The organism is Hoeflea phototrophica DFL-43 (assembly GCF_000154705.2).
Classification (GTDB): Bacteria; Pseudomonadota; Alphaproteobacteria; order Rhizobiales; family Rhizobiaceae; genus Hoeflea; species Hoeflea phototrophica.
The window spans coordinates 1,573,339-1,596,048 of record NZ_CM002917.1 but is presented as its reverse complement, the minus strand read 5'-3'; the positions used below and the strand labels follow the sequence as shown (position 1 = coordinate 1,596,048).

Here is a 22,710-nt window from a genome sequence, read left to right as displayed (position 1 = left end):
AATTCGTAACCGAAATACGCTTCCAAGCCGGTAATGGTATTGCGCGCAAAACACGACCCGTAGCGGAAAGCTGCGATAAATTTGGGAGTGCGTAAACTGATACCGAAATTCTGCCGTCCCAACGGCAGAACACTAGGGCCTGTGGACAATCATCTTGACGCAATCAGGGTCGTGGCAAGGTTCCAACTGGCTGTGTAGCTACAGTCCGTTTTGTCATAGCGTGTTGCTATGCCTCTGAATTCCTTGATCTTCGCGAAGTAGTTTTCAACCAGATGCCGCCACTTGTAGGCTTCGACATCGTAGTCACGCTGTTGCTTTCGGTTTGATTTCGGTGGGATCACGGCGCTTGCGCCACGCTCATCCAACTCCTCTAGAAGCCAGTTCGCGTCGAATGCTTTATCCGCCATTAGCGCGCCGAAGGAGACATCCCGGATCAGCGGCGCAACGCCTTTCATGTCGTGCGCATGACCCGGCAGCAGCAGAAAGCGGACCAAGTTGCCAAGAGCATCGACGAGTGCAACGATTTTGGTCGTCAGGCCGCCGCGTGAGCGCCCGATGGCCTGAGCCTGAGTCCCCCTTTTGCGCCAGCTGCCTTCTGGTGAACCTGAACAATGGTGCCGTCGATGAGCGCATATTCGAGGTCGGGGTCACCGCTCATGGCTTTGAAAAGACCCTCGAATACTCCCGCCTTCGCCCAGCGGCGAAACCGCCGAAACTGACTGTTCCAATTCCCGAAAGCTGGCGGCAGGTCGCGCCATGGTGAGCCGGTCCGAACGCGCCAAAAAACTGATTCAAGAAACAGCCGATTGTCTCTTGCCGTGGCTCCCGCATCGCTGGCCTTTCCACGCAAATGCGGCTCAAGTCGCTGCCATACATCATCCGTCACCACAAAGCGCTGCTCGTTCATTCAAACCTCCGTTTGGAAAGTTTGAATCAGAAATCAAACCCGATGGGAATCCTGAATGTCCACAGGCCCTAGCTAGCGCATCAAACGTGTGAGCAGTAAATCTGTGAATTTCGTGACTGCGCTCCAGATAGCGAGCATTAACAACGCAACCCCGAGGGTTCCCACGACCCATGCCAGAGGACCACCCATCACGAGTATGAATACATAGCCTCCAGCAAACTCTACCATGATTTTCGGAAGCATTTTCAATTATTCCTCTGGAGCGTCAGATATAAGAATAATCACAAGCAATTGCATAAGGGCCGACAGGCAAATTAGAAGAATGTATTTTGTAAATCTTCTCATTCCGCCCCCTCCTATACTTAGATTAGCAACGGCGACCGGTTGCATGAAGCTCAAATAACTCAGTTCCGTACAAAAAATGGCATCGATCACGTAATTGGACGCGCAGCCATAACTTCAGTTTTCTTCAGAACGGTGCGCTCTAGGCCTTTGAGGTGTAGGGAAGTTCGTCAGGCAACTCAATTAGGAGATCCCATTTTGGTTAAGGGCTGGCTGGCGAGGCTCATGTCTCAGGACGTGGCGTAGCAGGGTAACGGTGGTCACCATTGTTTTCCGGGAGAGTCGAGTTGTTGAAGACCAACCCAAAGGAGACATTGCGATGATAAAATTCAAAATCCATTGAAACATACACCTGAGGGACTTTTCGGGCCGGGCTTGCCATAAATGATCTGCTTCCCGGTCGCCTCTTCCGGTTTTGTCAGCCAGTCCTTACCACAGAGCAGGCGACCGGCAGTTTCAACCGAGCGAAGCGCCGCAAAGGTTTTAACTCCGCCAAAACGGCTCGGCGTAGCACCTCCCGGAATCGCGGGACCATTAAGCACCGGTCGCACCTCGAAGGCACGATCATAATTTTCTTGTCAGGTTGATCGCGGCACAGCCTGTCCACCCTACCCCACCCGCTCCACAAACCCATCCAGCACCCGCTTCTGCCCCGCCTTGTCGAAATCAATCGTGAGCTTGTTGCCGTCGATGGAGGCGATGTTGCCGTTGCCGAACTTCATGTGAAAGACGCGGTCGCCGATGGAGTAGGCGGAATCCGTGCCGCTGGAACGGGCCACCAGTTCGCCCTCGATGGTGGAGCCGCTGCGCGGGCCGCTTTCGCCGTAGGCGATGCGCTCGACCGAGGGGCCTGAGCGGGTGCCCCAGTTGTCGCGGGCGGCGTCGGTCTTGTTGGCCTGGGCGCGTTTCCAGCCAGGCGTGTTGTAATTGCCGGCGAAAGGCTCGGCCTTGTCAAAGCGCGAGGCGCCGTAGGGGCCGCCTGAGTGGCCGCCGCCTGACGCGCCGAAGCGCCCGCCACGGCCATAGCCGCCGTAGCCGGTGTCCATTTCGGCCACCTCGACATGGGCCTCGGGCAGTTCATCGAGAAAGCGCGAGGGCAGCGTTGATTGCCACAGGCCATGGATGCGGCGGTTGGAGACGAACCAGATGTGGCAGAAGAGTTTTGCGCGGGTCAGGCCAACATAGGCGAGCCGGCGCTCTTCCTCGAGACCTGAGCGGCCGCCCTCGTCGAGCGCGCGCTGGTGCGGGAACAGGCCCTCCTCCCAGCCAGGCAGGAACACGGTCTCGAATTCCAGCCCCTTGGCCGAGTGCAGCGTCATGATCGAGACGGCATCGAGATCGGGGTTGTTGTCGGTGTCCATCACCAGAGCCACGTGCTCTAGGAAGGCGCGCATGGATTCGAAGCCGGAGATGGTCTCGACCAGTTCCTTGAGGTTTTCAAGCCGGGTCGGCGCGTCGGCGGAACGGTCGTTCTGCCACATCTCGGTGTAGCCGGATTCCTCAAGGATTGTTTCGGCCAACTCGTGGCCGGGGGTGTTTTCGAGCATGGACTGCCAGCGGGTGAACATCTCGACCACATCGGTGAGCGACTTGCGCGGGCGGGCCTTCATCTCGTCGGTGAGGATGAGATCGCGCGCCGCCTCCAGCATCGGCACGCCGCGTCCGCGCGCCACATCATGAACCTGGCGCACCGCCGCCTCGCCCAGGCCCCGCTTGGGCACATTGACGATGCGCTCGAAGGCGAGATCGTCGGCGGGCTGGCAGACCACGCGGAAGAATGCCATGGCGTCGCGGATTTCCAGGCGCTCGTAAAAACGCGGGCCGCCGATGACCCGGTAATTCAAACCCAGCGTGACGAAGCGTTCCTCGAACTCGCGCATCTGGAACGAGGCGCGGACCAGGATCGCCATGTTGTTGAGTGCCCGGCCCTTGATCTGGGCCTGCTCGATCTCCTCGCCGATGGCGCGGGCCTCTTCCTCGGAATCCCAGGCGGCATGGACCATCACGCGCTCATGGTCGGGATCGGATTGCTCGGTGAACAGGGTCTTGCCGAGCCGGCCTTCATTGTGGGAAATCAGGTGGCCGGCGGCGCCGAGGATGTGCTCGGTCGAGCGGTAGTTGCGCTCGAGCCGGATGACTTTCGCGCCGGGGAAATCCTTCTCGAAACGCAGGATGTTTTCGACTTCCGCGCCGCGCCAGCCATAGATCGACTGGTCATCATCGCCGACACAGCAGATGTTGGGGCGCTCGCCGGTGGGCCGCTGGGCCAGAAGCCTGAGCCACATATATTGCGCGGTGTTGGTGTCCTGGTACTCGTCGACCAGGATGAAGCGGAACTTCTGCTGGTATTCCTTGAGCACATCGGGATTGGCGCGGAACAGGCGGATCGGCAGGCAGAGCAGATCGCCGAAATCCACCGCGTTCAGCGTCTGCAGCCGCTCCTGGTAGGCGGTGTAGAGCACCCTGCCCTTGCCATTGGCAAAGCCGCGGCTGTCGCCCTCGGGGATGTCCGCCGGGCCAAGCCCCTTGTTCTTCCAGCCGTCGATCATCTGCGCGAACTGCCGGGCCGGCCAGCGCTTGTCGTCGATGCCTTCGGCCTGGATCAGCTGCTTGACCAGGCGGATCACATCGTCGGTGTCGAGAATGGTGAAGTCGGAGCGCAGGTTTGCAAGCTCGGCATGGCGGCGGAGCAGCTTGACGCCGATCGAGTGGAAGGTGCCGAGCCAGGGCATGCCCTCGACCGCGCCGCCGACCAGAACGCCGATGCGCTCCTTCATCTCGCGCGCGGCCTTGTTGGTGAAGGTCACCGAGAGGATCTGCGAGGGGAAGGCCAGCCCCAGATTGAGAATATGAGCGATGCGGGTGGTCAGAACCCTTGTCTTGCCGGTGCCTGCTCCCGCCAGCACCAGCACCGGACCCTCGATCGATTCCACCGCATCCGCCTGCTCGGGGTTGAGGCCGGCGAGATAGGATGCGGCGGGGCGCGCGGCACTGCGCGACGCCTGGCTTGCGGCCAGCGCGCGAGCGGCGATACCGCCTCCGGAACCCGCCGTGGGCGGTGTTCTGGGCGCCTGCCGGGGTTCGGGCTCTTCATCGCCGAAAAACGGAATGTCATCATCAGGGTTCATCATACCCTGTGAATGTAGTGATTCGGGGGCGAAAGGCCAGCGATGGCGGGTTTGTCCCGGTGGCTGGAGGCTGTGGAAGGACCAGTTTCCCGCAGCGCCGGCGCCCCGCTCTTACATCTGGCGCGATTTGGTCTCGCCGCTGGTGGCGGACACCAGAGCCTGCGGCGCGCGGGCGCCACGATATTGCAGCGCCACCACCTTGTAGCCGCCGGCCTTGAGTTCTGAGAGCAGCTGGGGGAGCATTGAGGCTGTGCGCCCGTGAATATCATGCATCAGGATGATGCCTTTGCGCTTGGCGCGCACCTTGGCCATGGTGTTGGCGGCAAGGGTGGCCGGACTCAGCTTGAAGTAGTCCTTGGAATCGATGTCGGCATCGAGAATGACCATTCCGCGACCGGTCACCTCGCGGCGAAGCGCAGCCGTGTCTGAGAGATAGGGGAAGCGAAAGAAGCCCACCGGCCTGCCGGTCGCCCGTGTCACTGCGGTGTTTCCGGAGGAGATATCGGTGAGCGCGCGTGTTGTCCCGACCTGCGCCAGATTGGCGTGGTTGAAGGTGTGGCCGCCGATGGAATGGCCCTGGCTGACCACTCTTGCCGCGATTGCCGGATAGGTCTTGGCCATCTGCCCAACCATGAAGAATGTGGCCTTGACGCCATATTGCCTCAGCGTCGCAAGCACCCTGTCGGTCTTACCGGGCACCGGCCCGTCATCAAAGGTGAGAATGACTTCCTTGTCGCGCAATTGAATCTCGGAGATCGAGGACACCCTCAGGGTCCGCCCGGCAAGCGGCCCTCGCTTGGCCGGCTTCTCCCTGTCGAAGCTGGAAAAGGGCGGAATGCCGGTCTTTTCCACCTGTCCGTCGCCGCGAAGGGACTGACCATCGACGACCGGCACATAAGCCGTTCTGGATGTGGAGAGATCGGAAGGAGGCTTGGACGCGCACCCTGCCATGGCAATGCAGGACAAGACGCATACAACAACAAGACGCGAAACCATGGCACACAACTCACAACAATGACGTTGCCGGATTTTTGCGGATTATGGTTAATTTGGCGTTCACGCGCGGCGGGTGCTGTGCGCTTGAAGACAGACCGGGCGCCGAAAACCCGGAAGAACAGTGACATCCGGATTGATCCGCACCGGCGGTTATGAGATGAAGTGGACACGGCCTGATGCTGCCGGCAATCCGCACCCGCAAGGGCATGGCGAAAGCATCCTTGATTTTGGCAGGTTTCATCCTTCACGGCGAAACCGTCAGCAATGCGGGTACTGACCGGGGTTTTCGCCGTCGAAAAGGACTGAAACCATCATGCGTACATTTCTGGATTCAAAGGCCATGGCGAAAGCCATGCGCGCGCGGCTGAGCGAAAAAGGCATCGACATCGCCCACAGCGAGGCGCTGGAGATTGTTGCCAGCCAGTTCGGGCTGGAAACCTGGAACATTCTTTCCGCACGGATTGATTCCACGGCCAGCGGGACCACCCGAACGACGGGAGCAACAGGCGAAACCGGGCTGCGGCTTGAAGGCGCCACACCGATCTTCCGTATTTTTGATGTGGCCAAGGCGCGGGAATACTATCTCGGGTTTCTGGGCATGGGTGTGGATTGGGAGCACCGTCACGCGCCTGATTTGCCGCTTTACATGCAGGTCTCGCGCGGTGGCCTGAAACTGCACCTGAGTGAACACTCGGGCGATGCCACGCCCGGCGCCAACGCCGTGGTCTTTTGCACCGGCGTTTCAGCGCTCCACAAGGAACTGACGGATCAGAACTACAGCTTCAACCGGCCAGGCCTCGAGACGCAGCCATGGGGCGCGGAAATGCAGGTGATCGACCCGTTCGGCAACCGGCTGCGGTTCATCGAACGCAATGAAGCTCCGGACGCCTAAAATCCGTCCGGCTGAATTCCTGTTCTAGAACAGGACCTGCGGGGCGTTCACACATTCGCCCCGCAGCACTTCTTGTATTTCTTTCCCGAACCGCAGGGACATGGATCATTCCGGCCCACGCTGGCTGTGCGAAGGCCGGTGGCGCCGGGGGCATCGATTTTCTGGCGGTCCCAATAGGTCCAGACGCCATCGACGCGGCGAAACTCAGAGGTTTCGGTGAGCGCTCCGTCCCGGCCATTCTGGCTGTAACGGGCGATGAATTTCACCGTGCCCTCGCTGTCCGTCACACCGCCCTTTTTCACCCGCAGGATCTCAAGCCCGAGCCACTTTGTGCTGAGCTGCGCCTGCTCGGCCTCTGTTCGGCTGAAGTCATGTGAGGCCGGCCCGGCGCAGGTGGCTTCGAGATAGTCGAACTTGCCGAGCGCATAGGCCGCATAGCGCGAACGCATGAGTTTTTCGGCCGTGGGCGCGGGTTCGCCCAGATGAAACGGCTCACAGCAGGCGGCGTAATCGGCGTTTGAACCGCACGGGCATTGGGACATGGGCGTGCTCACAATCCTCAATTCTGGATGTTACCATTGGCGTCGTTCTGCCACGCCCCGGCGCTTTGAGGAGGTGACTGCAGGAAGCTACCCTAGCGCGGCTTTGACGCCGGGCTCCATCCTTTTTGCCTGAAACCCAGGCCAGACCAACAAGCTCTCACCCTGCAAAGACAAGCGGTACGAACATAGACAAAAGGGACTATCCGGCGGCGGGTCGATGTCGGCCGGCATCAAAAACATCATCGACCGGCACCTGCAGCGCGGTGGCCAGCTGGTTGGTCTTTCCGGCCAGGCCGATGATCGCCAGCAACTCGCCATACTGCTCTTCACTCATGCCCTTGGCCCGGGCAGCGGCGGTGTGGGAGTGAATGCAATAGCTGCAATTGTTGGCGACCGAGACGGCGATGTAGATCATCTCCTTGGTCAGCGGATCAATCGCCGAGGGCTTTCCGACCACCTCCTTGACCTCGGCCCAGGTGCGTTCGAGCAGCGCCGGATCGACGGCGAGCCAGCGCCACATGTTGTTGATGAAATCAGTGCCACGCGTGGCGCGGATATCGTCGAACACCGCCTTGATGCGGGGATCGGATTCCAGATCATCGGATGGTGCGTAAGTGGTCATGGCTGCGTTGCTCCCTTTGGCATCTGCCGGCCTGTTCTTGATCTGCCCGTCATCGGGCCATCAAGGGTCAGAAGGTGGTGGTGGTGCGACGCTCCCAGAGGATGGTCTCGGTGCCCTGATCGTTCACAACACCGGCATTCTGGCCAGCGACCTCGCGTTTGAGCACATTGGCTGCGCCTTGAGCGAACTCGAAGGCCAGCTGGTTGAGCCGGGTCGCCTTGCCATAAGCGGGGGCCTTCGGACCGCCGCCAGCCAGAGTGATCGCACCGTCATCGGTGCGGGTGATCGGTCCCACCATGTTGATCGGCGCACCGGTGGCAAGATCATAGAGCACGAGACTTGCAACGAACTGGGCGTTGTCGGGCCGCCGCTGACCATTGACCGTGACCCGAGCGCCGGTGAGTTGCTGCAGGCTCGCGCGGCTGCGGATGAACACCGAGCGAACGCTGACGACCGCGCGGACCGGGCGCTGGCCGCGCATGAGCGGTGTGAGCGCGTCCCGGACATGAGGTTTCACAGTGTTGGCGATCGCAGTTTCCAGCGCCGCCTGCCTGCCCTGCTGGTTGGTGACGCCAAGGCGGGTTCCGAGCGTTCCAAGTGTCGAGCCGCCCGATACCGACTGGCTGATTTCACCATCGAGCTCAGCCACCAGCAGCGGCCTGTCGGCGCCGGAGAAATCGACATCCACCTGTGCCAGCTGCAATTGGTCAAGATAGCTCGGCCCCTGTACCGAAGGCACCCCCTGGCAGCCTGAAACAAAGCCCGCCACCACAGCCATCACGCCGATCAAAACCCAACGCCTCATGCCCTGAGCCGATGTCCAAAACCGCAATTGTGCCATCTCATCCCTCTTACAACGGTATCGTGTTCACCATTGTGCTTAGCTGATTTGCACACACACCGGAAGTTTGGGCATGAGGCTCCGCTTGGGTGCAAGCAGCGGTTTGCGCCGACGTCTGCGTGAAGCAAAACAGGCGACATTGGTAACAGCCCCTTCCCCCAGGCGCGCTGCCCCCTAAATGCAAAGGTTTGGAAGGACAGGTGCCGCGCGGTGGCCCAATGAGAGGAACCAGCCATGCCCAGACAGCCAGCCATCACCCAGGCCATGATCAAGGCCTATGACGATTACACGCATCTCACGCTGGACCGGCGTGGCTTCATGAACAAACTCAAGACCCTGACCGGATCGGCAGCAGCAGCGGCTGCGGTTGCGCCGATGCTGGCCGCAAGCAGCGCGCGTGCTGCAATGGTCGCGGAAGATGATGCGCGGCTTGAGGTGTCAGACATCACCTTCGACGGCGCAACCAGCGAGATGCGCGGCCAGTTGAGCATACCGGTTGATGCCACGGGGCCATTGCCTGCGGTTGTGGTGATCCATGAAAACCGGGGACTGAATGAACATATCCGCGATGTGGCGCGGCGCCTCGCCCTGGAAGGATTTGCCACGCTGGCAGTCGACTTCCTCTCGCCGCTTGGCGGTACGCCTGATGACGAGGACAAGGCGCGCGAAATGATCAGAACACTTGAGGGCAGCGAAACAATCGCCAATGCGACAGCCGCGCGCTCCTTTCTTGCCGGGCATGAGAAGACCAATGGCAGCGTCGGCGCGATCGGCTTTTGCTGGGGCGGCGGTCTGGTCAACAATCTGGCCGTGGCCGATGCGGATCTGGGCGCGGGCGTGGCCTATTATGGGCGTCAGGCCAGTGCCGCTGATGTGCCAACGATCAAAGCTCCGCTGATGCTCCACTATGCCGGGCTCGACGAGCGTATCAATTCCGGCATCGAAGACTACCGCGCAGCCCTTGAGGCGGCGGGAAAACGCTTCGAGCTGCACATGTATGAGGGGGTCAACCACGCCTTCAACAATGACACCTCGGCGGCACGCTATGACAAAGCTGCAGCGGAGCTTGCATGGTCGCGCACGGTGGCGTTTCTGCGCGACAACCTCGGCTAGGTCCAATCAAATTCCCGCAATTCCAGGCTCGAAACCGGTTTCCACTTGCACTGGAATTGATCTCTGAGACTGCCTTGCGAAGATGGTGTTTGTGACGCATATATTCGGCAACTCTAAAATTGGGCAAAAACCATCGACTCGGCACCCGAAATCGCTTGCATCGGCAAGATGCCGCAATTACGTTTACGTTAACGTCATATATCCGGAGGATTCTCTATGAACGAACTCATCACCCGCATCAGCGAAAGCGTTGGCATCGACGCAGAGACCGCCCAGAAAGCGGTCGGCGCGATTCTGGCATTCCTGGAAAGGGAAGGCCCGGCCGACAAGGTCAAGGAGATGCTGGCTGCAGTCCCTGGCGCTCAGGAGCTTATCTCCATGGCTCCGGCCGATGGCATGCTCTCGATGGGCGGCGTCATGGGCCTGGGTCAAAAGCTGATGGGCATGGGCATGGGCATGGGCGAGATCTCCGGCGTGGCCAAGGAAACCATCGGTTACGCCCGCGAAAACGGCAGCAGCGAAGCGATCGACGAGATCATCGCCTCGATCCCCGGCCTGTCGCAGTTCGTCTGAACCGCATCACCCTTTCAAACGCTTTTGATGAACCCGGCGGTGCGAACCGCCGGGTCTTTTGTTTGTATCCACTGCAAGAAATGCAGCGGGGCGCACACCCCCCGGTCATGCGCCCCGCGCTCCTCCCATCCGGCGCGACTGGCTTCGGGCGGCAAGGCCCAAAACCAGGCGTCAGGCCGGGCGGATGGCTTTGTCCAGTTTTTTGGCGATCAGCCAGGATACCGGTATAGCGACGATCGCGCCAATCAGCGCGGCAAGCGAAATCGAGAGCGCATCCATGCGATCCAGCGTCAGCGCCGCAACGACGACACTGCCAGCCAGCATGCTGCCAACCATGATGTAGACAATTGCCACGAGTTTCAGCATGCCTGCCTCCAGTCTCTGGACGCCGCGCCCCAACGGCGGCGTATCCCTGACGCGCAACCTAGACCAGCTGTCGTGGCTATCTATTGATCTGTCTCAATAGAAATGCAGTTTTCTGCATCCTGGAGGGACAGAGCATCATTTTTCTTTCCTCACAGGCGAGGCAAAGAACGATAGCTCACCGGGCCGGACTGCAGCGCCTGCCAGCAGGAGCTGTTTCATCGCCGCAGACAGTCAGCGATCATCGGCGCTGTGCCAGAACGGGACAGTTGCTGCTGGCATGCTTTGTGCACAGTTCTTGGCATGAGCAAGATCCGTTCCAGAATGAACCGCCGGGCGCTGCTTGCAGGGCTGACCGGCAGCCTTGTCACCGCAGGCACTGCGGGCATGTTGCCGCTTGTGGCAACAGCGCCGGCGCGGGGTACCGAGCTGTCGTTCTCCCGTGTCGATCTGCGCGGCGGCCATGACGCCGATCTCGCAGGGCTTCTGCCGGATGTGGCGGACGATCAGAGCCGGCGCTTCCAGAACGCGATCAATGACGCGGCGCGCGCAGGCCGGATCCTCAGGCTGCCGCCGGGCACCTTCGTGGTGTCCAACATCGATCTGCCCGATGGCGCACGGATCATCGGCGTCCCGGGCGCCACACGGCTGGTCTATGGCGGCCGCGGCCATGGCATGCTGGCCGAGGGCGCAAGCCGGATCGAGCTTTCGGGATTCACCTTTGATGGCGCCAACCAGCGGCTGGGCGAGTATGTGACCGGTCTGATCCATCTTCGCGGCGTGGCCGAGGCGACGATCGAGGATATGGAACTTTCGGGCTCCTCCGGCTACGGGCTGACGCTCGAGGCCTCGGGTGGCCGCATCAGCCGCTCGGAGATTTCCGGCGCAGGCCTCTCGGGGCTTTATGCGGTGGAAAGCCGCGGCCTTTCGATCACCGACAATGTGGTGCGCGACTGCGCCAATGGCGGCATACTGGTGCATCGCTGGTCGGTGGGCGAGGACGCCACCATTGTTGCGCGCAACAGGGTGATGCGGATTGCGGCACGGGCCGGCGGCACCGGACAGAATGGCAACGGCATCAATATCTTCCGCGCCGGCAATGTGATGGTGACGGACAACCACGTCTCCGATTGCGCGTTCTCAGCGATCCGCGCCAATTCGGCCAGCAACATCCAGATCACCTCCAACCAGGCGATCCGCTCCGGCGAAACCGCGATTTATGCGGAGTTTTCGTTTGAGGGTGCGGTGATTGCATCCAACCTGGTCGATGGCGGCACGGTGGGCATCTCGGTCGCCAATTTCAACGAAGGCGGCCGACTTGCAGCCGTCACAGGCAACATCATCCGCAACCTGACCACTCAGGGCCCCTACCCGGCCGAATATGCCGGGTTCGGCATCGGCTTGGCGATCGAGGCCGATGCGGCAATCAGCGGTAACGTCATCGAGGGCGCGCCCAAATGGGGCGTGCTGATGGGCTGGGGGCCGTTCCTCAGGGCGGTCAATTTCACCGGCAACACGATCCGCGCCTCCGGCGCCGGCGTCGCCGTCTCCGTGGTCGAGGGCGCGGGGGCTGCACTGATCTCGGGCAACATGTTCGATGACATCCCGGGGGGGGCTGTGATCGGTTGCCGCTGGAACGAGGTGGTGACCAAGGATCTGACAAAGGTTGGCGCGGGGCGCTTCAAGCATCTGACGGTGGAGCGGAATGCCGTGGCATGAGGGCTTTGCCCTTGAATTGCCCCATCTACATCATAGTTCCGGTACATCGCAACCAGTTGGAAAGATCGCCCGGATGACAACACCAAGCCTGAACCGCCGTGGATTGATCCGCCGCGCCCTTGCGCTCACGGGCCTGGGGGCGCTCGCCGGACTTGGCGGCCTGGCCGGGCTCCGTGCCGGGCTGTTCGGCACGCCGGCGGCCGCTGCCAACACGACGCCGAGCGCCACCGAAGGCCCTTTCTATCCGACACCATCGATGCGCATGGCCGATGTGGACAATGACCTGGTCAAGGTTATGGGTCTGGTCGAAGAGGCCGGCGGTGAAGTGATCACGCTCAAAGGCCGGGTGCTCGATGCTGATGGCGCTCCACGCGAAGGCCTGCGGGTTGAAATCTGGCAATGTGACGTCAACGGCAAATACATGCATCCCGGCGACAGCCGCAACGTGGAGTATGACACCGGCTTCCAGGGGTTTGGCCATGACATCACCGGTGCTGATGGCAGCTACCGTTTTCGCACCATCAAGCCGACGGTCTATCCCGGACGCACGCCGCATATCCATGTCAAATTGTTTGACGGCGAGCGCGAGCTGCTCACCACGCAGTTCTATCTCGCAGACCACCCGGGCAACACTCGCGACCGGCTGTTCAATAGGATGTCTGACACCGAAAAGGCCAAGGTGAGCATGGTGTTCAGCGATAGCCCTGAGGGACCGGAAACCACGGTGGACATTGTCGTCTGACGTTTCATCTGCCGACCGGGCGACGCTGCCTGTTCGTCACGATCGAGCCTCAGGCGGACAGGGCCCGGATGGACGGCGCGGGCACGGATTGTGCACCTGTGTCGGCAGCAAGCTGGTCGAGGCACTCGTGTGCAGGCTTTGCCTTGGAAAACAGGAAGCCCTGGATCGCACCAACCTTCATTTTCCGCACGATGTCCAACTCATCCTGGCGTTCAATCCCTTCGGCCAGAACCTCGACACCAAACCTGTATCCAAGAGCGGCCACCGCTTCGGTCAGAATTGCAAGCTGCGGATCACTCCCAATACCTGAAATCAGGCTACGGTCGATCTTGATGCGGTCGATCGGATAGCGGTGAAGGCTGGCTATGGCTGCATGGCCCGTTCCAAAATCATCCAGATCAATCTTGAAGCCGAGATGATGAAAGCGCTTTAGAATGTCAGTTGCATTGTCCGATCTGTCGTCGAGCAGAATGGACTCGAGAAGTTCGAGCCGGAATTGGGATGGCTGCAGATCATTCGCCGCAAGTTGCCAGACAAATTCATCGACCGTCTCCTGTTCCTTGAGGCGGATACCTGACAGATTGATACTGACCTGCAGATCCTCGCGGCCAGCAGCCTTGAGTTGCTTCGCAAACGCGATAGCGTCTCGCAGAATGACCTGGTCGATCGCCGGAACGAGTCCCGCTTTTTCCGATGCCTGCATGAAATCTCCAGGCAGCAGCAGACCTCGTTCGGGATGCGTCCATCGTGCCAGCGCCTCAAACCCAACAACCTGTTCGGAACCTGCGTCGACGATCGGTTGAAAATACGCGGTAAACTCGTTGCGAGACAGCCCCAACGTGACGTCTTCAGCGATTTTCGCATCATGCAAGACCCGATCCTGCATTGAAGGCTCAAACATCACGACCTTGTTGCGTCCTCCTTCCTTGGCCTTCTGCAAGGCAACATCGGCATACCGGACCGCTTCGATGACATCCCAACCTTCGGACCTTGACCAGCCGACGGCACCAATGCTGGCACCCACACAGCAGTCATTGCCATCAATCCTGATCGGCCTGAGCAGACTCAGCCGCAGGCGCTCAATCCTGGCAAACACTTGTTTTTCCGGGGCCTGCGTTTTCAGACACACCAGAAATTCATCGCCACCTGTACGGCCAACAATTGCATCAGGCCCCGCCGCGTAGCGCAAGCGGCGAGCCAGCCTGGCAAGCAACTCATCGCCGACCTGATGTCCGAGAACATCATTGACAGGCTTGAACTTGTCGAGATCGATCTGCAGGAGCCATGCCCTGTCGTCCAGCCCCAAGGAGCTCGGCAGCGCGGCCAGTTCCTGATCAACACCACGCCGGTTTAACAGACCGGTGAGGGCATCGGTCCGAGCCATCTCGCTCATTTTCCTGTCCCGCTCTTTCAAACTCTCCTGCTGCTTGACGACGGCCAGGCCCGGCACCACCAGGACAAGCAGAGTCGCAGCGATCGCAAAGGCGCCGACCCACCCGAATTTCTGGCTCAAAGCGGCTACTGACCCGCTAACGTCAACATACAATTCCACAGATCCAATCGGCTGTGGCCGTCCGCCGTAAAACGCCATATATGCTTCGGCATAACTCTCCGGTTCGCCGAGGCTGACATCGCCGGCTTCGACCGACAGATCAGTTGTCCCTGTTCTCGCCACTTGAGCTGCGCGAAAATTGAGGCCGTGTTCTTGCGGAATGCCGAGACCCGGCAGCGAACTGTCGAACAGTTTCTTGCCGGCGGCATCAAAAATCTGCACACCGAATACAGAGGAACCGAGCATCGTGGTTTCGATCGACTGCCTCTGTTCGGAAGATATGGGTTCACCGAGAAGAAGCTGATCAAGATCCGGGACACTCCGCTCAAAGCCAGCAATCCAGTTGGCAGCGCTCATTTCGGCTTGCACCTGGACTGTTGCCTTGGAAAAATGATCCATCCAAAAGGTCAGCATGGTGACCGCCAATCCGGTCAGACAGACCAACGCTACAGCAAGTTGTGTGTTCCGAGCGGGTTTCATGGCAATATCCGATCTTTGCGGCATTCGATTTTGCACTGAAACCCTATTATTTATGTTCTTGTTCTAATATTCCGTGAAACACGCACAAGATTCTGTTGCTGAAGTGTGTTGGGTCGGATTTATCGGTTTCATGGTAAATACAAAATTTGTCTATCGGGTTCTGCTGGCTCTTAGTGACTGCAGGGCAACAGAGATGATTTACCGCGGGACACTCTTTCCTGCCAGGATCAGGCCGCGAAAAAGCTGCTGGCACCCAACGCCAACGGCATGAGGTCGACAAGATTATCAGTGTCCAAAGATTGACATCAATCGCCTCACCGAGCCACTTTTGAGTGACTGTCCCCCTTTGGAGTCACGTTTCATGTCGGTCGAGTTTATGGTCACCACGCTCATTGTTGTGCTGCTGCCTGGTACGGGAGTGATCTACACGCTGGCAGCGGGGCTGACGCGGGGCGCGCGGGCGGCTGTGCTGGCGGCATTGGGGTGCACACTGGGCATCGTGCCGCATGTCACGGCATCGGTTCTGGGGCTGGCTGCGCTCATGCACACCAGCGCACTGGCGTTCCAGACGCTCAAATATCTCGGCGTGATCTACCTGTTCTACATGGCCTGGCAGATGTGGCGCGACTCGGCGGGTGGCGCGATTGATGTGTCCGCCAAGAATGCGCCCCCGGCAGCGCGGCCCATGCGGATTGTCGGGGCGGGCGTTCTGATCAACGTGCTCAATCCCAAGCTCACATTGTTCTTCTTCGCCTTCATGCCGCAATTCGTCGATCCCAATGCTGTTGGCGCAACGGCCGAGATGCTTGGGCTGGCAGGCGTATTCATGGCACTGACCTTTATCGTCTTCGCGCTTTACGGGCTGCTGGCGTCACAGGCGCGCACCCATGTGATGTCGCGGCCAAAGGTGGTGGGCTGGCTCACACGCGGCTTTGCCTCCGCCTTCGCGCTGATGGGCGTGCGGCTGGCGCTTGCCGAGCGCTGAGTGGGGTTGAGCGCTGAACAAAACCTGGACCTGCTGGCGAGAGCGTCAGCGGATTTATGGCACGGCATGTTTATCGACTGAAAAGCCGGTGCGGGAGAAACCTTTTTCGGCTCTGCCCGTTGCGAGGATGTGACCGCGCCCCTATGTTCTGGCAATGCTGCGGGCCAAGGTCCGTGTTCATTTCAATTTTACAGGAGAGACCCCATGGCTCTTGAGCTTCCGGCCCTGCCCTATGATTACGACGCCCTCGCCCCCTACATGTCGCGCGAGACGCTGGAATTCCACCACGACAAGCACCATCAGGCCTATGTGACCAAGGGCAACGAGCTTCTCGAAGGCAGCGCGCATGCGGGCAAGTCGATCGAGGAGATCTGCAAGGCAGCGTTCGCCGAAAACAATGCGGGGCTGATCAACAATGTCGGCCAGCACTACAACCACATGCACTTCTGGAACTGGATGAAGAAGGGCGGCGGCGGCTCCAAGATGCCGGGCGCACTCGAAAAGGCGATCGCGTCGGATCTCGGCGGTTTTGACAAGTTCCGCGCCGACTTCATTGCGGCCGGCGTCGGCCAGTTCGGCTCGGGCTGGGCATGGCTTGCCGTGAAGAACGGCAAGCTCGAAGTGATGAAGACGCCAAACGGCGAGAACCCGCTGATGCACGGCGCAACGCCGGTTCTGGGCTGCGATGTCTGGGAGCACAGCTACTACATCGATTACCGCAATGCGCGTCCGAAGTATCTCGAGGCCTTCATCGACAACATGATCAACTGGGATTATGTCGCCGAACTCTACGATGCGGCTTCCTGAACCCCACTGTTCAGGACCATGGACCCGGCGCCTGATGCGCCGGGTTTTCTTTTTGGCAAGTGTTTATATTAGCGTATTCGACAACACAGTGTTCACAATCTTTTGTCTTCCCTGCCATGATCAGCATGTAATCATAAACCGGGGCCGAACAGCATAGTGATCAAATTGCCTCCGAGGAGAGACCGCATGAAAATTCGCGTCGTATTTGCTGCAGCCATTATCGGTGCTGCGGGACTTTCGCCTGTCATCGCTGCAGATGAACCTCAGGTGGTTCGCCAGGAAATGATGAAAAAGGTTGGCGGTGCCACCGGTGCCATGGCCAAGATGGTCAAGGGCGAAGTTGATTTTGATGCTGCCGCAGCACTTGCAGCACTGACCACGATGAGCGAAGTGGCCGCAACCTATGGCGATTTCTTCCCCGAAGGATCGGAAACCGGAATGGAAACCGAAGCTGCGCCTGCGATCTGGTCAGACCGTGCGGGTTTTGACGCGGCCGTCGCCAAATTCAAGGCATCCGCTGACGCCGGCGTTGCAGCCGCTCCCGCCGATCTCGACGCGCTCAAGGCCGTCTTCGGACCGATCACCCAAAACTGTGGCGCCTGCCACGAAGTCTATCGCCTCAAAAAGAGCTGATGACACCTTCCAGTTTTGAAACGCATGCCGGACACCGCCGATGAAACGGGTGGTGTCCGGTATTTCAGTTCTGGCCGTGGCCGGCGCGGGTGTTGCTTATGTGCTGACCGCGCCTAAGCCACTGGATGATGAACGCCTTGCGGCGATCAGCGGGCTTGAGGCCAGTGCCGAGGCCGGCGAGATCCTTTTCTGGGCAGGCGGCTGCGCATCTTGCCATGCCGCGCCTGGTTCGGAGGGTGACGCCAAACTGGTGCTTTCTGGAGGTGTCCGGCTGGAAAGCGATTTCGGCACCTTCATAGGGCCCAACATCTCCCCCGACCCGCAAGCCGGAATCGGGCAATGGGCGCTCGAAGACTTCGCCAATGCGATGCTGAAGGGCGTTTCTCCGGATGGCAGCCACTACTACCCGGCGTTCCCCTATGGCTCCTACACCCGGATGACCGACCAGGACATCGCCGATCTGTTTGCATTTTTAAAGACGCTGCCGGCAAGCGACATTGCGTCGCTTCCCCACGAGATCGGATTTCCGTTCAACATCCGTCGCTCGCTCGGCGGCTGGAAGCTGCTGTTCTTTACCGACGCGCCACAGGTAACCCTTGCCAGCAGCACTCCGGAGCTTGAGCGCGGGCAATATCTGGTTGAAGGCCCGGGCCATTGCGGAGAGTGCCACACGCCGCGCAACCTGATAGGCGGCTTTGTGCCGGGTCAATGGATGGCGGGCGCACACAATCCTGATGGCGAAGGGGTAATCCCCAACATCACCCCGGGCGGAAAACCCGTCGGCGACTGGAGCGCCTCCGACATTGCCTACTATCTCGAAAGCGGTTTCACACCGGACTTCGACAGCGTCGGCGGCTCAATGGTGGATGTCCAAAAGAACATGGAAAAACTGGAAGGCAGCGACCGGGATGCGATCGCTGCCTATCTCAAAGCCCTGCCTGCCAAATCCAACGGCTGGGAGTAGCGCGCGAGGTTCTCGTCCGTCGCCCGCTTTGTTTGTCTGTTTACTCGGTCAGGCGCGAAACCACCTTAGATGCGGCGTAGCCGATGTTCTTGAACGCCTCGATAAGCTGGGCGCTGTTTTGCGCGTCGAAGAAGTGTTCTTCGGTGGAGGCGCAATAGGACAGCAATTGCTTTCCACGATTGGGCGCAGCAAACGCTACAGTGTAGACTTCGATACCGTCATCCTTGGCGTCATCGCAAAGATGCTTTGTCGAGCTGTCAGCCGAGCTGTAGTTGTTGTCACCGTCAGTCATAAAGACGATGAATTTTTTTGGTACCTGACCCGATTTTGCATCATGCGTGTTATTTTCGCGTTTGTGGGTCACTGCTGTATATGCCCAGTCGAAGGCATCAGTTGAGTCAGTGCCGCCGGAAGCCGGCAAAGCATCAACGAACTCCTTGGTCTTGCCAGGGTTCCATCTCAGCTTTGTGCTTCCGGTCAGTTTCGAATTGTAGCTCGACGCACCAAGGCGAACATATTTGCGCTCTGGATCTGCTTCCTCGAACTGCTCGATCAGACCGCCGACAGCGGTCTTGAGAACATTGATCTTTTTCTGGCCATTCAAATTCCAGTCCATCGACCCGGACCGGTCAAGCACCAGAGCCATGGAAAAGGCACCTTGCGCCTCTCCTGCACTCTCGGACTTGCCAACCACACTAACGGTCAGCTTGTCCTTGCCCATTATGCGTGCCATCGGTGTCAGGCTCTGGCTACCCTCCATGGAAACGGCCACTTTCCAGACCGTGCGTCCACCGGTTTCGACCGGATCGATGTTCACGGTGGGGGTGACTGAAAACCCGTTAAATGCGCCAAAATCTTCCTTCACCTGACCGTTGACGAATTTCAGTGCAAATGCCTGGGCCTGCGCTGCGGTGAGATTTTCCTCCTCAGAAAGCCGTGCCGCAGTAGCGAGCGCTGCACTGTCAACCGCATTCTGAAGCCGCACCTTCATCGACATCGCATTGGTGGTGTCGACCGCCAGGCTACCCGCCATAAACAGAACCGGCACCGCAGCCGCCGCAATCAAGGCGAAGTTGCCATTCTCATTGCGGAGAAGCTTCCGAATTTTTGATGTTATGCGCGTACTCATCATAGGTTTGCCTCATGGAGGTTAAATTTGGTAGCGACCTCGAATACTACAGCACCGATGAGTATAGACTTAACGCAACTCCTTTAATTTTAACCAAATGCGTCTGTGTTCGAAATTGAGACACATTCGCCCTTTTTTTCCTTTTTATTACTGCTGGTCTTCAATCCGGCACATCAGGCTTTTCCCACCACCTTGAGTGCGAAGGCATATTCAAAGGCGACCTCTTCGAGCCGCTGGAAACGTCCGGATGCACCCGCATGGCCGGCCGCCATATTGAGCTTGAACAACACCGGCGCGCCGCCGGTGGAAAACTCGCGAAGCCTTGCAACCCATTTGGCAGGCTCCCAGTAGGTCACCCGCGGATCGGTGAGCCCGGCAACAGCCAGGATTGGCGGATAGGCTTGGGCTGTGACATTGTCATAGGGCGAGTAACCGGCGATGTTGCTGTAATCCTCAGCCGAGGCGATCGGGTTGCCCCACTCAGGCCATTCCGGCGGTGTGAGCGGCAAGGTGTCATCAAGCATGGTATTGAGCACATCAACAAAGGGCACAGCCGCAATGATCGCACCAAAGGCGTCGGGCGCCATATTGGCAACCGCGCCCATCAACATGCCTCCGGCCGAACCACCCTGGGCGACGATCCGGTCGTGGGAGGTAAAGTTCTGCTGATCGAGATAGCGCGCCGCAGCAATGAAATCGTGAAAAGTGTTGGTCTTGCGCTCGCGCTTGCCCGCCTCATACCAGCCAAAACCCTTTTCCTTGCCCCCGCGAATATGGGCGATGGCATAGACAAAGCCGCGATCGACCAATGAGAGACAGTTGGTGTTGAAGCCCGCCGGGATCGTGATGCCGTATGAACCATAGCCGTAAAGCAGGCAGGGCGCTGTGCCATCGAGCGGTGTACCGCTTCGGTAAAGCAGCGTGACCGGCACCAGTTCGCCATCATGGGCCGGCGCCATCACCCGGCGGGTGATGTAATCGGACGGCGTATGGCCCGATGGCACCTCGTCGCGCTTCAGAAGCGTACGCTCGCGGGTGGTCATATTGTAGTCGTAGAGTTCGGATGGCGTGGTCATGGAGGAATAGCTGAAGCGCACCACGTCCGTGTCGTACTCCATCGACCCCTGAAAGCCGAGCGAATAGGCCTCCTCATCAAAAGAGATGGCGTGCTCTTCGCCAGTCTTGCGGTCGCGGATGACAATGCGCGGCAGGCCGTTCTCGCGCTCCATCCAGACCAGATGGTTGCGATAGGCACTTGCAGAGAGGATCAGCCGGCCGGGCTTGTGAGCAACCACCTCTTCCCAGTTGGCCTTTTCAGGCGCACCGACCGGGGTCTGCATGATCTTGAAGTCCTTCGCGCCATCGGCGTTGGTAAGGACGAAGAACACATCCCCTCCCTCCTCGAGCGAATACTCCATGCCGGTTTCGCGCGCGGCGACGAGGCGCAAGGAGGCGTTCTCGTCATCGGCAGGCATCACCCAGCATTCCGAGGTCTCATGGTCATTGATGGTGACGAAGATGAAATCATCGAGCCGCGAGCCGCCCACGCTCATGAAGAAGCCCGAATCCGTTTCTTCGCGGATCAGCCTGTCTTCCGACTGAGGGGTGCCGATCCGATGGTGGAAGATTTTGCTCGGACGGTGATTGTCATCAACGGCGGTGTAGAAAAAACCCTTGCCATCGGCGGACCAGGCGCCGCCACCGCCGGTGTTCTCGATCAGATCGTCAAGGTCTTGTCCGGTCGACAGATCCCGCACCTTGAGGGTGAAGAATTCGGAGCCCTTGTCGTCATACCCCCAGATCATCGATGCGTGATCGGGTGACTGACCGGTGCCGGCCAGACGGAAATAATCCTTACCCTTCGCCTCGAGGTCGCCATCAAGCGTAATCACTTCATCTCCGCCTTCCCGCGGGGTGCGGAAATATTTCGGCTGCTCGCCGCCGGTGACAAACCGCACGCCGTAAAGCCATGGACCGTCGGGCGCGGGAACCGAACTGTCGTCTTCCTTGATGCGGCCGCGCATTTCGGCAAACAGTGTCTTCTGCAGCTCTTCGGTGTCGGCCATCGCGGTTTTCTGAAACGCGTTCTCGGATTCGAGATGGGCGCGAATGGCGGGATCGAGTACCGAGGGATCCTTGAACATCGCCTGCCAGTTGTCATCGCGCATCCAGGCATAGTCATCCGTGCGGGTGATGCCGTGGCGGGTGTCGGTGGACGGACGCTTTTCAGCGACCGGCGCTGCAGGCAGATTCTTGAATGCGGACAAGGAGGACTCCATGATCGGATGAGATGGGCGCGCTCGCCCCAGACACTCGACATAGAGGTCGCACCGGTACCGATCAAGGTGATGGCCTGCTAATTCCGCCTCTCATGGCGTGGTGATCCTAGCGGATCACCAGCGCCCCGAGCGTCAGGCCCGATGCGATGAAGCAGGCAAGTGTCCTCACGCTGTTGAGTGTAACCCACCGGGTCATGTAGGTCTCTTTCCAGAAGGTGAGCGCCTGCGATGTTGTGGGCGCAAGGGCCGCGAGCTGGTTGTTGAGCGGCACATTCCCGGCGGCGGTCACCGCAAAAACACCCAGGAGATAGGTCCCGCCAGCCAGCACCAGCAGGTTACGCGGCGTGCCGTCGAGATTGAATGCAGCATAGACCAGGATAAACAGGGAGAGGACCGCCAGGCCCATGAACAGGGCCATGAAGACCGAGCGCATGATCTCGACATTGAGAACCTGCATGGTCTCGATCCCGGCCTGGTTCCCGACCAGATCAAACGACCGCATGATGAAATCGGAGAAGGCAAGAAACACACCGCCAATCGCTGCATAGGCGATCAGGGTAAGAGCACAGAGAAGAAGAAACCAGAGGGACATAGCTTTTGCTTTCAGGATTCGAGGTTATGCCCGAAGGGCCGGGAAGCAGAACAGCCGGCCAGAACAAGCAAGACAGGTCCAGACCGGCGGTTCCGAGATTTGTCAGACAGTTTTGCGCACCGAAACAAGTGCAGCAAGGCTGGCAGCGCCGATCACCAGTTCGGCGATCATGGCAGTGACCATTCCGCCATCGGGTTGACCATCGATACCGATGCTCAATGCCCGCGCGGCTCCATAGGCGAGGAACATCGCCGCCGCGAGCAGGGTCGAGGCCGTAGCGAAGCGGACAAACACCAGCCCCGCAAGCGTCAGGATACCCAGCATCACCACGCTCGCGCCGGACGCCCGAAGTTCGTTGGTCAGAGTGACGTCTGCTGGCAACGCGATGCCATAGCTTGCGTAAAACACCTCCGGCGAGGCGAGAATGGTCCCGCCTATGCCTATTGCGGTCACGCCTGCAATGAGCAGGACTGCTTTGTGATAAAATGAAGTGTTCATGATCGGTCTCC

20 protein-coding genes and 1 pseudogene are annotated in these 22,710 nt (G+C 59.5%); 9 read left to right on the top strand and 12 right to left on the bottom strand.

Going from position 1 to position 22,710, the window contains the following annotated elements:
• Positions 1–149: 149 nt before the first annotated feature.
• The 3 genes and pseudogenes from HPDFL43_RS21625 to HPDFL43_RS07350 form a co-directional block, all read right to left on the bottom strand.
• Positions 150–907 (bottom strand): annotated as a pseudogene (locus HPDFL43_RS21625) (IS5 family transposase).
• Positions 908–1,857: 950 nt separating this feature from the next.
• The gene (locus HPDFL43_RS07355) at positions 1,858–4,380 is read right to left on the bottom strand and encodes an ATP-dependent helicase (RefSeq protein ID WP_007196667.1); all 2,523 of its coding nucleotides are present in this window, start codon (positions 4,378–4,380) and stop codon (positions 1,858–1,860) included.
• 108 nt (positions 4,381–4,488) lie between these two features.
• Positions 4,489–5,373: a polysaccharide deacetylase family protein gene (locus HPDFL43_RS07350; protein WP_007196666.1), complete on the bottom strand. Its 885-nt coding sequence runs from the start codon at positions 5,371–5,373 to the stop codon at positions 4,489–4,491.
• A 313-nt stretch (positions 5,374–5,686) separates the two neighbouring features.
• On the opposite strand from HPDFL43_RS07350, the gene HPDFL43_RS07345 reads away from it, so the two are divergent.
• The gene (locus HPDFL43_RS07345; protein ID WP_007196665.1) at positions 5,687–6,265 is read left to right on the top strand and encodes a glyoxalase superfamily protein; all 579 of its coding nucleotides are present in this window, start codon (positions 5,687–5,689) and stop codon (positions 6,263–6,265) included.
• A gap of 47 nt (positions 6,266–6,312) precedes the next feature.
• Here the strand turns inward: HPDFL43_RS07345 and HPDFL43_RS07340 are convergent, their stop codons facing one another.
• From HPDFL43_RS07340 to HPDFL43_RS07330, 3 genes are all read right to left on the bottom strand, one after another.
• Positions 6,313–6,807 carry a YchJ family protein gene (locus tag HPDFL43_RS07340; protein WP_007196664.1) on the bottom strand — a complete coding sequence of 165 codons (495 nt, stop codon included), beginning with the start codon at positions 6,805–6,807 and terminating at the stop codon, positions 6,313–6,315.
• A 199-nt stretch (positions 6,808–7,006) separates the two neighbouring features.
• The gene (locus HPDFL43_RS07335) at positions 7,007–7,429 is read right to left on the bottom strand and encodes a carboxymuconolactone decarboxylase family protein (protein ID WP_007196663.1); all 423 of its coding nucleotides are present in this window, start codon (positions 7,427–7,429) and stop codon (positions 7,007–7,009) included.
• Positions 7,430–7,496: 67 nt separating this feature from the next.
• Positions 7,497–8,234: a hypothetical protein gene (locus HPDFL43_RS07330; protein WP_007196662.1), complete on the bottom strand. Its 738-nt coding sequence runs from the start codon at positions 8,232–8,234 to the stop codon at positions 7,497–7,499.
• Between the two features lie 270 nt (positions 8,235–8,504).
• Between HPDFL43_RS07330 and HPDFL43_RS07325 the strand changes: the two genes are divergently transcribed.
• Positions 8,505–9,383 carry a dienelactone hydrolase family protein gene (locus HPDFL43_RS07325; RefSeq protein WP_007196661.1) on the top strand — a complete coding sequence of 293 codons (879 nt, stop codon included), beginning with the start codon at positions 8,505–8,507 and terminating at the stop codon, positions 9,381–9,383.
• A 216-nt stretch (positions 9,384–9,599) separates the two neighbouring features.
• A complete protein-coding gene (locus HPDFL43_RS07320) occupies positions 9,600–9,956 on the top strand; it encodes a hypothetical protein (RefSeq protein WP_007196660.1) in 357 nt (118 codons plus the stop codon).
• 171 nt (positions 9,957–10,127) lie between these two features.
• Here HPDFL43_RS07320 and HPDFL43_RS07315 read toward each other — a convergent pair whose 3' ends face one another.
• Complete coding sequence (locus HPDFL43_RS07315; protein ID WP_007196659.1) at positions 10,128–10,322, bottom strand: hypothetical protein; 195 nt, start codon at positions 10,320–10,322, stop codon at positions 10,128–10,130.
• A gap of 300 nt (positions 10,323–10,622) precedes the next feature.
• On the opposite strand from HPDFL43_RS07315, the gene HPDFL43_RS07310 reads away from it, so the two are divergent.
• Positions 10,623–12,038 (top strand): TIGR03808 family TAT-translocated repetitive protein, encoded by a 1,416-nt coding sequence (locus HPDFL43_RS07310; protein ID WP_245271108.1) that lies wholly within the window; start codon positions 10,623–10,625, stop codon positions 12,036–12,038.
• A 73-nt stretch (positions 12,039–12,111) separates the two neighbouring features.
• On the top strand, positions 12,112–12,780 hold the full coding sequence (locus HPDFL43_RS07305; protein ID WP_007196656.1) for a dioxygenase family protein: 669 nt from the start codon (positions 12,112–12,114) through the stop codon (positions 12,778–12,780).
• A gap of 49 nt (positions 12,781–12,829) precedes the next feature.
• Here the strand turns inward: HPDFL43_RS07305 and HPDFL43_RS07300 are convergent, their stop codons facing one another.
• The gene (locus HPDFL43_RS07300; RefSeq protein WP_210165626.1) at positions 12,830–14,746 is read right to left on the bottom strand and encodes a putative bifunctional diguanylate cyclase/phosphodiesterase; all 1,917 of its coding nucleotides are present in this window, start codon (positions 14,744–14,746) and stop codon (positions 12,830–12,832) included.
• Positions 14,747–15,173: 427 nt separating this feature from the next.
• Here HPDFL43_RS07300 and HPDFL43_RS07295 point away from each other — a divergent pair, with 427 nt between their 5' ends.
• The 4 genes from HPDFL43_RS07295 (at position 15,174) to HPDFL43_RS07280 (ending at position 18,201) form a co-directional block, all read left to right on the top strand.
• Positions 15,174–15,797 (top strand): LysE family translocator, encoded by a 624-nt coding sequence (locus tag HPDFL43_RS07295; RefSeq protein WP_007196654.1) that lies wholly within the window; start codon positions 15,174–15,176, stop codon positions 15,795–15,797.
• Positions 15,798–16,001: 204 nt separating this feature from the next.
• Positions 16,002–16,604, top strand: a complete 603-nt coding sequence (locus HPDFL43_RS07290) for a superoxide dismutase (protein ID WP_007196653.1) — start codon at positions 16,002–16,004, stop codon at positions 16,602–16,604.
• Positions 16,605–16,790: 186 nt separating this feature from the next.
• Positions 16,791–17,237, top strand: coding sequence for a c-type cytochrome (locus HPDFL43_RS07285; RefSeq protein WP_007196652.1), 447 nt, complete (start codon positions 16,791–16,793; stop codon positions 17,235–17,237).
• Between the two features lie 40 nt (positions 17,238–17,277).
• Positions 17,278–18,201, top strand: a complete 924-nt coding sequence (locus tag HPDFL43_RS07280) for a cytochrome c (protein ID WP_007196651.1) — start codon at positions 17,278–17,280, stop codon at positions 18,199–18,201.
• A 40-nt stretch (positions 18,202–18,241) separates the two neighbouring features.
• On the opposite strand, the gene HPDFL43_RS21330 is transcribed toward HPDFL43_RS07280, so the two are convergent.
• From HPDFL43_RS21330 to HPDFL43_RS07260, 4 genes are all read right to left on the bottom strand, one after another.
• The gene (locus tag HPDFL43_RS21330; protein WP_169743237.1) at positions 18,242–19,330 is read right to left on the bottom strand and encodes a vWA domain-containing protein; all 1,089 of its coding nucleotides are present in this window, start codon (positions 19,328–19,330) and stop codon (positions 18,242–18,244) included.
• 173 nt (positions 19,331–19,503) lie between these two features.
• A complete protein-coding gene (locus tag HPDFL43_RS07270; RefSeq protein WP_040449887.1) occupies positions 19,504–21,597 on the bottom strand; it encodes a S9 family peptidase in 2,094 nt (697 codons plus the stop codon).
• A 118-nt stretch (positions 21,598–21,715) separates the two neighbouring features.
• The gene (locus HPDFL43_RS07265; RefSeq protein ID WP_007196648.1) at positions 21,716–22,201 is read right to left on the bottom strand and encodes an anthrone oxygenase family protein; all 486 of its coding nucleotides are present in this window, start codon (positions 22,199–22,201) and stop codon (positions 21,716–21,718) included.
• A 102-nt stretch (positions 22,202–22,303) separates the two neighbouring features.
• Positions 22,304–22,699, bottom strand: coding sequence for a DUF4345 domain-containing protein (locus HPDFL43_RS07260; RefSeq protein ID WP_007196647.1), 396 nt, complete (start codon positions 22,697–22,699; stop codon positions 22,304–22,306).
• Between the last annotated feature and the right edge of the window lie 11 nt (positions 22,700–22,710).